General features: G+C 65.6%; 12 protein-coding genes. 4 read left to right on the top strand and 8 right to left on the bottom strand.

The features are described 5' to 3' along the window. Positions 1 to 22: 22 nt before the first annotated feature. Positions 23 to 958, bottom strand: a complete 936-nt coding sequence (locus A5892_RS16420; protein ID WP_223302712.1) for a LysR family transcriptional regulator — start codon at positions 956 to 958, stop codon at positions 23 to 25. Positions 959 to 1,067: 109 nt separating this feature from the next. On the opposite strand from A5892_RS16420, the gene A5892_RS16415 reads away from it, so the two are divergent. Then, the gene (locus A5892_RS16415; RefSeq protein WP_064123703.1) at positions 1,068 to 2,075 is read left to right on the top strand and encodes a zinc-binding alcohol dehydrogenase family protein; all 1,008 of its coding nucleotides are present in this window, start codon (positions 1,068 to 1,070) and stop codon (positions 2,073 to 2,075) included. 116 nt (positions 2,076 to 2,191) lie between these two features. After that, complete coding sequence (speE, locus tag A5892_RS16410) at positions 2,192 to 3,052, top strand: polyamine aminopropyltransferase (protein WP_223302711.1); 861 nt, start codon at positions 2,192 to 2,194, stop codon at positions 3,050 to 3,052. 62 nt (positions 3,053 to 3,114) lie between these two features. Here the strand turns inward: speE and A5892_RS16405 are convergent, their stop codons facing one another. Further along, on the bottom strand, positions 3,115 to 4,017 hold the full coding sequence (locus A5892_RS16405) for a carbon-nitrogen hydrolase family protein (RefSeq protein WP_064123701.1): 903 nt from the start codon (positions 4,015 to 4,017) through the stop codon (positions 3,115 to 3,117). Then, positions 4,014 to 4,604, bottom strand: coding sequence for a GNAT family N-acetyltransferase (locus A5892_RS16400; RefSeq protein ID WP_064123700.1), 591 nt, complete (start codon positions 4,602 to 4,604; stop codon positions 4,014 to 4,016). The genes A5892_RS16405 and A5892_RS16400 overlap by 4 nt, the downstream gene beginning before the upstream one ends. Before the next feature lie 184 nt (positions 4,605 to 4,788). On the opposite strand from A5892_RS16400, the gene A5892_RS16395 reads away from it, so the two are divergent. Both A5892_RS16395 and A5892_RS16390 read left to right on the top strand, forming a co-directional pair. Then, positions 4,789 to 5,190, top strand: coding sequence for a ketosteroid isomerase-related protein (locus A5892_RS16395; RefSeq protein ID WP_064123699.1), 402 nt, complete (start codon positions 4,789 to 4,791; stop codon positions 5,188 to 5,190). 462 nt (positions 5,191 to 5,652) lie between these two features. Next, the gene (locus A5892_RS16390; protein WP_223302710.1) at positions 5,653 to 8,073 is read left to right on the top strand and encodes a membrane-bound PQQ-dependent dehydrogenase, glucose/quinate/shikimate family; all 2,421 of its coding nucleotides are present in this window, start codon (positions 5,653 to 5,655) and stop codon (positions 8,071 to 8,073) included. A 174-nt stretch (positions 8,074 to 8,247) separates the two neighbouring features. Here A5892_RS16390 and A5892_RS16385 read toward each other — a convergent pair whose 3' ends face one another. The 5 genes from A5892_RS16385 to mvk form a co-directional block, all read right to left on the bottom strand. Further along, positions 8,248 to 8,670 (bottom strand): acyl-CoA thioesterase, encoded by a 423-nt coding sequence (locus tag A5892_RS16385; RefSeq protein ID WP_064124564.1) that lies wholly within the window; start codon positions 8,668 to 8,670, stop codon positions 8,248 to 8,250. Between the two features lie 98 nt (positions 8,671 to 8,768). Beyond that, positions 8,769 to 9,845, bottom strand: a complete 1,077-nt coding sequence (fni, locus tag A5892_RS16380) for a type 2 isopentenyl-diphosphate Delta-isomerase (protein ID WP_064123697.1) — start codon at positions 9,843 to 9,845, stop codon at positions 8,769 to 8,771. Next, entirely contained in the window at positions 9,842 to 10,924 is a 1,083-nt protein-coding gene (locus tag A5892_RS16375; protein WP_064123696.1) for a phosphomevalonate kinase, read from the bottom strand. The genes fni and A5892_RS16375 overlap by 4 nt, the downstream gene beginning before the upstream one ends. Continuing rightward, entirely contained in the window at positions 10,921 to 11,919 is a 999-nt protein-coding gene (gene mvaD, locus A5892_RS16370; RefSeq protein ID WP_064123695.1) for a diphosphomevalonate decarboxylase, read from the bottom strand. Before mvaD ends, A5892_RS16375 begins: the two co-directional genes overlap by 4 nt. Beyond that, entirely contained in the window at positions 11,916 to 12,878 is a 963-nt protein-coding gene (gene mvk, locus A5892_RS16365) for a mevalonate kinase (RefSeq protein WP_064123694.1), read from the bottom strand. The genes mvaD and mvk overlap by 4 nt, the downstream gene beginning before the upstream one ends. Positions 12,879 to 12,928: the final 50 nt, after the last annotated feature.

The following is a 12,928-nucleotide window of genomic DNA, read 5'->3' as shown; positions in this document are numbered from 1 at the left end:
CAGTTCTACATCCACGCCGCCCTCATCGGGCGGCGTTTTCGTTCAGGTGACGATCGCACTGCGCGCGCAGGTGCTTGGCCAGTGCGCGCAGCGCGGGCGAGAGCGCATCGCGGCCGGCGCAGACCAGATGCAGCGGTGCGGGTTCGCACCATTCGGCGGGAAACAGCTGGACCAAGCGATTGGCGCGAAGATCGTCGATGACATCGAGGTGGGACTTATAGGCGATGCCGATGCCGTCGAGCGCCCAGCGGTGGACGACTTCGCCATCGTTGCTGGTGCGATCACCGCTCACAGCAATGCGCCGCCCGCGCCCCTGGTAGTCGAAGTGCCAATCATCGTGGATCTGTTCGTGCCAGACGAAGCACAAGCAGTTGTGCTCGCGCAGCGACGCGGGCTCGCGCGGTGTGCCATGCCGGGCGATGTAGTCCGGCGAGGCGCAGATCACCCGGCGGTTGCCCGCCGCCAGCGGCAGTACCACCAGGCCTGAATCGGGCGGCACACCATAGCGGATCGCTGCATCCAGCGGTTGGTCGAACAGGTTCATCGAGCGGTCGCTGATGTGGAGCTGGAGCGAGAGTTTCGGATGCGCCTGCTGGAATTCGTCGATCCAGGGCCTGAGCAGCCGGCGCCCGAGTCCGGAGGGAAGGGTCAGGCGCAGCTGGCCGGAGAAGCCGTCTCCCGCACCGAGGGCGTGGCGTCCCTGGCGCTCGGTTTCGAGCATCGCACGGGCGTGGGGCAGGTAGCGCTCGCCCTCCTCGGAGAGGCGCAGATGGCGAGTCGAGCGGATCAGCAGGCGCACGCCGAGCTCGCGCTCGAGCCTCGCCACTGCGCTGCTCGCCACCGCCGGGGTGAGCTGGAGCAGGCGGGCGGCGGCGGAGAGGCTGCCTTGATCGACGGTGTGGATGAACACACGCAGGTCTTCCAGACGGATCATTTTCGCCCTGATGAAGAAAGTCATTCGTTGGTAGGCGTCTTTTTCAACGCACAAGGATAATTAGACTGACGCTGATCCCGACCGTCGTCCATCTTTACGGTCCGACGGTTCCATCCGATAGGAGTCTTCCAGTATGCAAGCAATCGGTTACTGCGCCCCAGGTGCCGCGGATGTCCTCGAAGCGCTCGAACTCCCCGATCCGCTCCCCGGCGAGCACGATCTGCTGGTCGAGGTGAAGGCGGTGTCGGTCAATCCGGTCGATACCAAGGTGCGCGCGCGTCCCGGCAGCGCCAGTGAAGAGGCGCCGAAGGTGCTCGGCTGGGATGTCGCCGGGGTGGTCAAGGCAGTCGGTGCCAAGGTCGAAGGTTTCGCTCCCGGAGAGCGAGTCTGGTATGCCGGCGCTATCGATCGCCCGGGAGCCAACAGCGAGCTGCATGTGGTCGATGCGCGGATCGCCGGGCACATGCCCGCATCGCTCGACTTCGCCCAGGCGGCTGCGCTGCCATTGACCTCGATCACCGCATGGGAGCTGCTGTTCGATCGCCTGGAGATCCAAAGGGCCGACCCGCTCGATGATCCCCGGCTGCTGGTGATCGGTGCCGCCGGCGGGGTGGGCTCGATCCTCATCCAGCTGGCGCGCCAGCTGAGCTCGCTCGAAGTGATCGGCACCGCCTCGCGGGCCGAGACGCGCGACTGGCTGACCGAGCTCGGGGCTCATCGCGTTGTCGATCACTCCCGCCCGCTCGACCAAGCGCTCGCCGAGCAGGGCATCGACCGTATCGACTACGTGATCGGGCTCAACCATACCGACCAGCACCTCGAGGCGATTACCAAGCTGGTCGCGCCCCAAGGCAAGTTCGCGCTGATCGATGATCCGGCCGAGCTGGATATCCTTCCGCTCAAGTACAAGAGCGTTTCGGTGCACTGGGAGACGATGTTCACCCGCTCGCTCTACCAGACCGCCGACATCGGCCAGCAGCGCCGGCTGCTCGAGAAGCTCGCCCGGCTGGTCGATGCTGGGCGTGTGCGCACTACTTGCGCCGAGCACTACGGCAGGATCAGCGTCGACAATCTGGTGCGAGCGCATCGCTTCATCGAAAGCGGCAAGGCGCGCGGCAAGGTGGTGCTCGAGGGGTTCTGAGCGCGCACCCGGCGATTCGGGGTGGCACCCGGCGCGTCGATCGTTTAGCTTCCCCCTCCTGAATTGGATACTCAACGTCCCGCGCCCGCGCGGGACGCTCGTCAGGAGAACGCGCCTTGAAACCGTCTTTGCAGCAGTACCAGGAAACCCTCCACCGCCATTACGGCCAGTGCCTCGAGGTCGAAGAGCTGCTGTTCGACGGTCGCTCCGACCACCAGGACCTGGTGATCTTCCATAATCCGCTGTTCGGTCGCGTGCTGGCGCTCGATGGGGCGATCCAGACCACTGAGAAAGATGAGTTCATCTACCACGAGATGCTCACCCACGTGCCGGTGCTCGCCCACGGCGCAGTGAAGAAAGCGCTGGTGGTCGGGGTAGGCGATGGTGGGATCATCCGCGAGCTGACCCGGCACCAGGCGATCGAGGAGATCGTCGCGGTGGAGATCGACCAGGCGGTGATCGATATGTGCCTCGAGTACCTGCCCAATCATTCCGCCGGCAGCCTCGACGACCCCCGCGTGCGGCTGGTGATCGACGATGGGCTCAAGTTCCTCGCCGAGACCACCGAGACCTTCGATGTGATCATCACCGACTCCACCGATCCCGTTGGGCCGGCGGAGACCCTGTTCACCGAGAAGTTCTACGCCCTGTGCCGGGCGAGGCTCAACGACGGCGGGATCCTGGCGACCCAGAACGGCGTGCCGTTCATGCAGCCCGAGGAGCTCACCAATACCGCCGAGCGCCTGGCGCCGCATTTCCCCGGCTGGCACTTCTATCACGCCGCGGTGCCCACCTACGTCGGCGGCAGCATGGCGTTCGGCTGGGGAGCGCTCGACCCCGAGTCGCGCCGGGTGCCGCTCGATGAGCTCGAGCGCCGGTTCGCCGCCAGCGGCCTCAAGACCCGCTACTACAATCCTGCGATCCACCAGGCCGCCTTCGCGCTGCCGCAGTACATGCTCGAGCTGATCGGTCGCTGAGCCGGTCTCCCCGCCGAGGCTTCGCGGCGGGGCGTCGCGGCTTGCGGCCAGCCTTGGTTCGGTCAGTGCGGTGCTGCTTTAGCGCTGCGCAGGGTGAGCTGCCCGGGTTCGAACTGCTCCACCCAGTCGCGCCGGGTGAACACCTGGCCCTGCTCGCGAACCCGACGCACCGCGTCGAGATCGATATCCTCGATCAGCCACTGGCTGCGCGGCGGTGAAAGCGTCGCGCTCTCAGCGACGATGCCGCTGGCCGGCATGCCTCGATCGGACGGCACGTAGAGCCCGGCTCGACCGAGATTGACGTCGAGCGCCGGCGACCAGGGCGCCTCGCCCACGGTGGGCGCCATCAGCACCGCGAACTGGTTTTCCAGCGCCCGGGCCCGGGCGCCGGTCCTCACCCGGTAAAAGCCCGCCTCGGTATCGGTGCAGCTCGGTGCGAGCACCAGCTCGACGCCGGCCTCGGCGAGGCGTCGCGAAGCGATGGGGAACTCGTTGTCGTAGCAGATCTGGATCCCCAGCCGTCCGAGCGGGGTATCGAAGACCTCGAGCCCGCTGCCCTTGACCACCGACCACTCTTCGCGCTCGAAGCGCGTCATCATCAGCTTGTCCTGATGGCCGAGCTCGCCTTGCGGGCCGAACAGCCAAGCGCGATTGCGGTAGGCGCCATCGGCGTCGCGCACCGGCAGGCTGCCGGGCTGCAGGTAGACCCCGAGGCTGCGGGCAAGCTCGGCGCACAGCGCATGCCAGCGTGGCACCAGCGGCTGGATGCCGGAGAGCGTGGCGGCGAGGTCTTCGCGATCGCGCCCGAGCTGGCCGCTGAGCACCAGCCCGGCATACTCGGGCAGCAGCAGCAGCTGGGCGCCCTCGGCCGCGGCATCCTCGCATAGCGCGGTGAGATGCTCGGCGTAGTCGTCCCACTGCTCGAACAGTTCGATCTTGTACTGACAGGCGGCAACGCGGATCACCCGGCGATCTCCTTGACCCAGAAATTCATCGGCTTGGCGCTCTCGGTCGCCTCGTCGATGTCGCGCCAGCGGAAACTGGTAGCCAGCCCAGGGGCTGGCGCGAAGCCGCGCTTGCGCCAGAAGGCGTTCAGTGGCTGGTAGTCGGGCGGACGGCGAGGGTGGTCGAGCGGGCGCTCTACCGCGCAGAAGGCGCAGAGGCGAAAGCGCTCAAGGCGCCTGGCGTAGGCTTCGCGTTCATCGATGAAGCGCACGCCGAGGCCTCGGCCGCGATAGGCCGGCAGCAGCACGGATTCGCCGAAGTAGAAGACCCCCGCGGGGTCGATACCGGCGGCCTCGAACGGCTGCCGGCACTCCTCGGTCTCGGCGTCGAGCGGTATGCCGGTGGCGGCGCCGACCGGGCGGCCGGCGTCGATCGCCAGCACGCACAGGCTCTGCTCGCTGCGGGCATAGGTATCGAGATAGCGGGTCTCGTAGTCGATGTCGCCATCGTAGAGATAGGGAAACTCACGGAATACCGTGATCCTCAGGCGGGCGAGGGCATCCACGTGATCGCGCATCCGCGCGCCGGTGAGCAATCGAATTTCCATGCGTCGAGTCTCGTCGAGCGACATGCGGGCGTCGCGTTCAAGGATGTCGAAGGAACGCCTGAGACCTTATCATGTCCGCTGCGAGCGGATGGAGCGGCACTGCGTCCCGCGATGTTCCAATCGCGCAGTCGCCGCCGCTCGTCCAATGGATCAACGACCACGCCGAGAGAAGGAAAACCCGCCTATGACAGCCGAAGCGCTGATCGAAGCCTACTACGCCGCGTTCAACGCAGGCGACATGGAGGCTTTCCTCGAGCTGCTCCACGATGAGATCGCCCACGACGTCAACCAGGGCGAACGCCAGATCGGCAAGCAGGCGTTCGCCGACTTCATGGCCAAGATGAACCGCTGCTATCGCGAGCGGATCGACGAAGTGGTGGTGATGACCTCGAGCGATGGCCGTCGCGCCGCTGCCGAGTTCGTCGTCCATGGTGAGTACCTGGCAAGCGATGAAGGCCTGCCCGAAGCCTACGGCCAGCGTTACCTGCTGCCCGCCGGCGCTTTCTTCGAGATCCTCGACGGCAAGGTGGCGCGGGTCACCAACTACTACAACCTCAACGACTGGATCGATCAGGTCGAGGCCTAGCCTCAAACGTTCAGGCGCTGAGGTCGCGATGCCGCCGCTGGTGACGATGAGCTCGAGGGCTTCTGTGGTCAATTTGGCGGATTCACCCGGTCGGCTATATTCGACCGGCTGAGGCTGAAACCAATTGCAACCGTCAAACGGAGATCTGCTGAAGCGCTGGCAGCATGGCCACTTGAATCAAATAGCCTCCGAGAATCCCTGGGCGGTTCATGCTGCTACCACGCCGGCTATATCATCGATTCCAACCAGCGACTCGCGTCCAATCACCGCTGCCCCATGTTCTCGGTACAGCACCCAAGCCATGTGCATGTGGCGCCGCCAGCGGTTCTGCAAGCATAAAACCGAGCGCCACGCATCTAAAAAAGAATTATTAACATCTACTCCGGTGGAGGTATATCATTCCGTCCCGCTGCGTCAGATTGACGCATGGCTGTATCTAATAACGGGATCGGAGGGAAAGAATTGAAAATCGTCACCTTAGCCTTGGGGAGCATTGCCGCCCTGCTAGGCTTGGGGCTCTTCGCTGGAGGAGTCTGGTTAGCGTCACTTGGTGGCGCATGGTTTTATCTCTTTGCAGGACTGTTGCTGACCATCGCTGGGGTCGGTCTGGCACGTCGTGCTGGTTATGCACTATGGGTCGCTTTGATCCTCCTGGGCTACAGCGTGATCTGGGCCTTGTCAGAAGTCGGCACTGACTTCTGGCAGCTAGTGCCACGCCTGATCGTGTTCATCGTCGTCGCCCTGGTATTCTCTCTGTTCGCACCGCAGCTGCGCGGCAAATCAGGTCAGCCAGTGCTGGGCGTCAAAGTCTCGCTTGCCCTCGCTGCGGTATGTTTCATCGCTTTGGCAGGTCTGGTAGCGGGCATGTTCCGCCCACACCCGACCGTAGTCGCCAAGAACACAGCACCAGCGGCACAGATCAACCCCTCTGCGGGAGACGCCGACGGGAACGATTGGCCCGCCTATGGCCGCAACGGCTTGGGGGAGCGGTACGTTCAGTTCGACCAGATCAACAAAGACAACGTCGACCAGTTGGAAGTCGCCTGGACCTATCGCACCGGTGATTTGGCTGTGGATGGCGCTGAATACCAAGTAACTCCGCTCAAAATCGACGACACACTCTACCTGTGCACTCCGCTGAGCAAAGTGATCGCTCTGGACGCGGTGAGCGGCGAGGAGAAGTGGCGCTTCGATCCCCAAGCGAAGATCACCGAGAGCACCGAGGGTTGGAAACGCTGCCGCGGCGTCGGCTATACCGACCTGGACGCGCTGAGCCTGGACGCCGCTACCGACGAGCCCGTCGGTGATGCCGGCATGGTCGCCGCCGCGCCGGCGATGTGCCGCAAGCGCGTGGTCAGCACCACCATCGACGGCCGCCTGTTCACGCTCGATGCCGAAACCGGCAAGCTGTGCGAGGATTTCGGTGATCAAGGATTCGTCGACCTGACCGAAGGGCTGACTCCGGACGTCGAAGGTGGCGACGAGGGCTCTTACAATGTCACCTCCGCTCCCTTGGTGGCCGACGGCGTCGTCATGGTCGGCGGACGCCTCAACGACAATCTGACGGTCGGCGAACCCTCTGGCGTGGTACGCGGCTATAACGTTGCGACTGGTGAACTCCTGTGGGCCTGGGACGCCTCTCGTGGCGCCTCCGACAGCACTCCGCTGCCGCCCGGAGAGACCTACGCACCAGAGACGCCGAACTTCTGGGGCACTGCCTCCTACGACCCGGAACTGGGCCTGGCCTACTTCCCCACCGGCAACCAGACGCCCGACTTCTGGACCGGCAACCGCCATTCCTATTCCGACGAGTACAACGACTCCATCGTTGCAGTGGACCTGAAGACCGGTCAGGAGCGCTGGCACTTCCGCACCGCTAACCGCGATCCGTTCGACTACGACGTGTCGGCCCAGCCGATTCTCTACGATCTGCCCAAAGCGGATGGGACCACCACCCCCATCCTGATCGCACTGACCAAGCGCGGTCAGATCTTCGTCCTCGATCGCCGCGACGGCACTCCGGTGGTACCGGTCGAACAGCGCCCGGTAGCAACGGATGCGGTCGAAGGGATGAATCCCGCACCGACCCAGCCATACTCTGCGTTGTCGGTTGGCGCCGATCCCCTGCGTGAGTCGGACATGTGGGGCGCGACGATCTTCGACCAGCTCTATTGCCGTATCCAGTTCAAGCAGATGCGCTGGGAGGGCGAGTTCACTCCGCTGTCGGACAAGCAACGCACGCTGATCTTCCCGGGCTACTATGGTGGCTTCAACTGGGGCGGCGGCGCAGTGGATGCAGCAACGGGCACACTGCTCGTCAACGACATCCGAATGGCCCAATGGGGGCGCTTCATCAAGCGAGAGGAAGCAGAGCGGATCGGTCTGCAGCCCAGCACCGAGGGTGAATACTCCAAGCAGCTCGGCACGCCCTGGGGTGTCGAACGCTCGATGTTCGTCTCCCCGCTGGGTGTCCCCTGCTTCAAGCCACCGTTCGGCACCATGACCGCGATCGACCTGGCCAGTGGCGAAACCAAGTGGCAGGTACCGGTGGGTAGCATTCAGGACGCGCCAGTCCTCGGCATCACCCCGGGAGTGCATATCCCCCTGGGCATGCCCACCATGGGAGGGCCGCTCGTCTCCAAGGGCGGGCTGACCTTCTTCCATGGCTCGCTGGACTACTACGTCCGGGCCTTTGACAACGACAGCGGCGAGGAGCTTTGGCGTAGCCGTCTGCCGGTAGGCGGCCAAGGAGCACCGATGAGCTACATCGGCGAGGATGGGCGCCAGTATGTGGTGGTCGTCGCGGGTGGCGCCACGCGTACGGGTACCAACGATAACCGGGGCGACTATGTGATCGCCTACGCTCTGCCACGTCAACAATAGGCAACCCTGCATCCGGCATCAGCCTATCGATGCCAGATAGCGGCCAAAGCCGGGACGACATCGCGTCCCGGCTTTTTTATTTGGTGTGCCAGGCAAGCGCGCTGTAGCGGTCTACTTCGCAGACCATCCAGCACGGTGCGAAGTGTGTGTTCTAACCTCAACGATTGGACCGAATCAGGCCGAGACGTAGCGCTGGCGCCAGCTTTCGAGCGTCTGCAACAGCTCGCCTTCGATCGGCAGCGCCCGCTCGCTGGTGAGATCGATGCAGACGTAGACCACTCGCGCTTCGGCGACCTGGCGCTCGCCGCAGTGGATCGATTGGGTCATGCGCGCGCTGCGCGCCCCTTCGGTGATCGCATCGCTGAGTTCGGTGCGCACTTCTAAGCGATCGCCGAGGCGGGCTGAGGAGTTGAAGTCGATGTCGATGTGGACGATCACGAAGCCAACCCCGTGGCGCTCCATCCAGGCGAGCGCATCGACCTCGTCGAACAGCGCCCAGCGCGCTTCTTCGATGAACTCGAGATAGCGGGCATTGTTGACGTGTCGATAGACGTCGAGGTGGTAGCCGCGAACGATGATCGGGGTGACGTGAGGCATCGCGAAGCTCCTGAGCGAATGAAGGATGGCGCCGATCCGGGCGCCATCGATCACTCTAGCCTGCTCATCGTCTTCGCGCTTGGCGCCGGTGCTGGGCGTTAGCCGCCGTGGCGCGCGGACCGGGCGCGGCGTGCATACGTCATCGGATCGATGCCGCGCAGTTCGCAGTGCTCGCGGACCGGTCCGCGAATCAGCAGGTCGGTATGGCGCAGCTCTTCGACCGTGGTTGCGCCGACCATCGCCATCAGCGTTCGCAGTTGGGCCTTCCACGCCTCCAGGGTCTCGATCAGGACCTCGGGCCCTTCGCTCAGCAGGATGTGCAGCACCCGGCCGGAGACCCCGACCGCCCGAGCGCCGAGCGCCAGCGCCTTGAGCACGTCGAGCGGATGGCGCACGCCGCCCGAGGCGAGCACGTCGAGCGCCCCCATGTGCGGTGAGACCTCGAGCAGCGAGACCACCGCGGACTGCCCCCAGCCTTCGAGGTAGTCATACTCCTGGGCGCTGCGGCGCAGGTTCTCGATCGCGATGAAATTCGTGCCTCCACGGCCGCTGACATCGACCAGCTCGACGCCGCGTTCGCGCAGCCGGAAGGCGGTCTCCTCGCTCATTCCGAAGCCGACCTCCTTGACCACCACCGGCACGCCGACCCGGGCGCGGATCGCCTCGATGTTGTCGAGCCAGGCGCCGAACTCGCGGTCTCCCTCCGGCATCACCAGTTCCTGCGGCGCATTGATGTGCACCTGCAGCGCGTCGGCGTGGAGCATCTCCACCGCTTGCTCGGCCTGGGTGGGAGAGACGCCCGCGCCGACGTTGCCGAGCACGAAGCCGTTGGGGTGGCGCTCCCTGAGCACGCTGAACGATGCGCGCACGTTCGGGTCCTTGAGTGCCGCGCTCTGCGAGCCTGAGGCGATCGCAAGGCCGGTGGCCTGCGCGACTTCGCCGAGCTGGCGGTTGATCTCGAGCGTCTTCGCGCTGCCGCCGGTCATTCCGTTGATGTAGAACGGAAAGGGCCAGGCGAAGGCGCGTGTGCGAGTGGCGAGCGAGATCGCCACGCAGTCCAGCTCCGGGAACGAGTGATGGACGAAGTCGAGATGGTCGAAGTCGTTGATCCGCCGCTCGCGATAGAGCGCGTGCGCGTGCGCGACGTGGTCGTCCTTGCGTTGCTGGTGGCTCATCTCGGATGCCTCGTTTCATCGAAGACCTGGAGCGTCAGCGGCAGGATACCGCCCCGCGTCCAAGCCTCGAACAGTGGCGTGAGGTCGATCGAATCGTCGAATAGCGCGATGCCGCAGTCGCCACCGCCGGCGCCGGAGGTCTTGGCCGCGCCGCCGAAGCGCTCCGCCTCCGCGCAGAGCAGATCGAGCGCGGGGGTCTCTATGCCGGTCTCGGCCCCTTGGCCGAGCGCGTGGAGCAGTTTGCGATAGATCCGTACCTGTTGCTGGATGCGTGCGGTGCTGCCGGTGTCGAAGGCGTCGATCATCGACGCCAGGCAGGCCTTGGCGCCGGCGAGGAACTCTTCGTAGTGAGTCTCGCGGCGCTGCTTTCGCGCCTGCACCATCGCCACCAGAGCGGGAGTGGAGGCCGGCGCGCCGGTCCAACCGATGATCAGGCGCAGGTCGAAGGGCGCGCGCAGCGGGCGCACTTCGAGGTGCGGCCAGTCGAGCTCGACCATGGCGCTGACCGAGCGGCCGGCACGCTCGCGCCGCGCCCAGTCGCGGTCGAAGGCGGTATAGGCGATCCAGCCGCCGTAGGCGCTGGCGGCAAGATCGCCGCACGAGCCGTTGGGCTGGATGTCGATCTGCGCCAGCGCTGCGAGCTTGAACAGCGTAAGCGGTGAGAGGGTCAGATCATAGAAACGCGCCAGTACCTTGATCGTCGCCACCGTCACTGCGCCGCTCGAGCCGAGACCGTACTTGCGCCCGGAGAAGTCGTCGAGCTGGCTGTCGATGGTGAGGTGATAGATACCCAGCGACCGGCCGTGTTCGCGAGCGTACTTCTCGGTTACCGAGATCGCCGAGAGCACGTAGTCGAACGGGTTCTCCTCGCGATCCAGCACCAGCGCATCGCCGCTGCGGCGCCAGCGTACCGGCAGGCGGCCGTACTGGCTCGAGGCCAGCGAGCCGAGTCCCTCGGTGGGCTCGAGGCGCACGCGCAGGAAGCGGTCGACGGCGACTAGGATGGCGCTGTTGCCGGGCTCGATCACCGCATACTCGCCGGCGATGTAGAGCTTGCCTGGCGCTTTTTCTTCGATCATCGACACTCAGGCGCCTCCGCGTCCTCGATACGCAGCCCCGGGCCGGGCCGGGCGGTGATCAGCGCCTCTTCGCCGAAATGCTCGCCCAGCGCCGCGCGCAGCCGGGGCAGGGTGGCCTCGCGGGCGATGATCTTCACATTGGGGCCGGCGTCCATGGTGAAGTAGCACTCATGGCCCTCGTCGCGCAGCTGTCGTACCAGGTTCATCGCCAGCAGGCTGCCAGCTTCCCAATAGCAAAATGGCGGCGCCGCCGAGAGCATGGTGGCGTGCATCCGCATCGCGCTGGATTCGGCCAAGGTGCCGATGCGGGTGAAGTCGCCTTCCAGCACGGCGATGCGCATCCGCTCCAGGTCGCGCTCCGCGTGCTCCACCCAGGCTGGGTAGAACGGCGAGGTGGCGACGGTGCGGCGCATGCCTTCGCGGCTCGAGAGCCCCTTGTGGCCTGCATTGACCACCACCACCAGCATCACCAGGTCGTCGAGGTTCGACGCCGGCACCGGGCGAGCGTAGGAGCTCTGGTCGTCGGTGCCCGCCTGCCATAGGGCGAAGCCGGCGAAGATCGAACGGCAGGCCGAGCCCGAGCCCTTGCGCGCCAGGATCGAAAGCTCCCGCGGCGAGAGTTCGAGGCCGATCGCCCGGCTGGCGGCACCCGCCAGCGCGGCGAACGCCGAGGCCGAGGAGGCGAGCCCGGCACCGGTCGGCACCTGGTTGTAGGAGTCGACCTCGGCGCGCCACTCGTGACCCTTGAGCGCACGCACGCGATCGAGAAAGCGGCTCACCTTGCGGGCGGCTTCGCCTTCGAGCGCGCGGCCATCGAGGCGCACATGGTCCTCGCCCAGCTCGGGAAAGAAACGCACCCGGGTGCGGGTGTAGAAGGCGTCCAGCGTCAGCGACAGGCTGCCGTTCATCGGCAGCATCCGCGCTTCGTCACGCTTGCCCCAGTACTTGATCAAAGCGATGTTGCTGTGGGCGATCGCCGTCGCCTGATGACTCATGCGGGATATTCCTCGAAACGATGAATCCAGGTCTGCCGGGCGCCGCTCGCGAGCAGCGCCTGGGCGACCGCGCTGGCCGCCTCGGCATCGGTGCAGAGCGCGACCATGCAGCCGCCGCGTCCGCCTCCGGTCAGTTTGGCCCCTAGCGCGCCATGCGCCAGTGCGGCTTCGACCAAACGATCGAGCTCGGGGCTGCTGATGTCGAGCGCGGCGAGCTGTGCATGGGCTTCGTTCATCAGCTCGCCGAGGCGCGCGGGGCGATCGTGGGCGAGGCAGCCGCGCGCCTCCTCGGTCAGCTTGCCGAGGCGCAGGATACGCGGCTCGACCTCGCTGCGCTCAGCCGCGAAGCGCGCGCCGAGATCGGCGACCGTCTGCCGAGTGCCGCCCTTGATGCCGGTATCGGCGATCACGAAGACCCCGGTCAAGGCGATCGGCAGGTCGCGGAACTCGCCACGCTGAAAATGGATTGGCGCGGCGGCGGAGGTCGCCACCGCGTCGAGCCCGCTCGGGTTGCCGTGGGCGATTCGTTCGGATACCTGGACCAGTGCGAATAGGGTGTCGCGGTCCAGCGGGCGCCGATAGAGATCGAACAGCGCGCGCACCACTGCGCCTGCGACCGCGGCGCTCGAGCCCATGCCGCGTTCGGTGGGAACCTCGCTTTCGATGATGAAATTCAGTCCATCGGGGCGTTCGCCTAGCTCCTCGAGGCAGGCTTCGATCGCGGCTTTGATGCCGGTCAGGGAGGCCGGCAGACGGGCGAGGGGGCCTTGGTAGAGCTCGCTTTCGAACCAGTGCTCAGGGGCTCCGTGGGCCACTCGAGCGCTCATCCTCACGCTGTGCAGCGGCATTGCGATCGCCGGCTCGCCGTATACCACCGAATGCTCGCCGATGAGGATGAATTTCCCACAGGTCACTCCATGACCCGCATGGAAGAGAGGCTTCAGATGCTCGCGTTCCATCGTCGCTTTTCCAGATCAGATATAGGGCGACCCGACCACGCCCGCCCCCC

This window comes from Halotalea alkalilenta (assembly GCF_001648175.1).
GTDB lineage: Bacteria > Pseudomonadota > Gammaproteobacteria > Pseudomonadales > Halomonadaceae > Halotalea > Halotalea alkalilenta_A.
The sequence above is the reverse complement of the archived record's forward strand: the minus strand, read 5'-3'. Positions and strand labels throughout refer to the sequence as shown.

Bases quoted from the DNA above. Each gene is read 5' to 3' on its own strand.
- A5892_RS16420 (WP_223302712.1), bottom strand. From the start codon at position 958: ATGACTTTCTTCATCAGGGCGAAAATGATCCGTCTGGAAGACCTGCGT.
- A5892_RS16415 (WP_064123703.1), top strand. From the start codon at position 1,068: ATGCAAGCAATCGGTTACTGCGCCCCAGGTGCCGCGGATGTCCTCGAA.
- A5892_RS16400 (WP_064123700.1), bottom strand. From the start codon at position 4,604: ATGGAAATTCGATTGCTCACCGGCGCGCGGATGCGCGATCACGTGGAT.
- A5892_RS16395 (WP_064123699.1), top strand. From the start codon at position 4,789: ATGACAGCCGAAGCGCTGATCGAAGCCTACTACGCCGCGTTCAACGCA.
- A5892_RS16385 (WP_064124564.1), bottom strand. From the start codon at position 8,670: ATGCCTCACGTCACCCCGATCATCGTTCGCGGCTACCACCTCGACGTC.
- fni (WP_064123697.1), bottom strand. From the start codon at position 9,845: ATGAGCCACCAGCAACGCAAGGACGACCACGTCGCGCACGCGCACGCG.
- A5892_RS16375 (WP_064123696.1), bottom strand. From the start codon at position 10,924: ATGATCGAAGAAAAAGCGCCAGGCAAGCTCTACATCGCCGGCGAGTAT.
- mvaD (WP_064123695.1), bottom strand. From the start codon at position 11,919: ATGAGTCATCAGGCGACGGCGATCGCCCACAGCAACATCGCTTTGATC.
- mvk (WP_064123694.1), bottom strand. From the start codon at position 12,878: ATGGAACGCGAGCATCTGAAGCCTCTCTTCCATGCGGGTCATGGAGTG.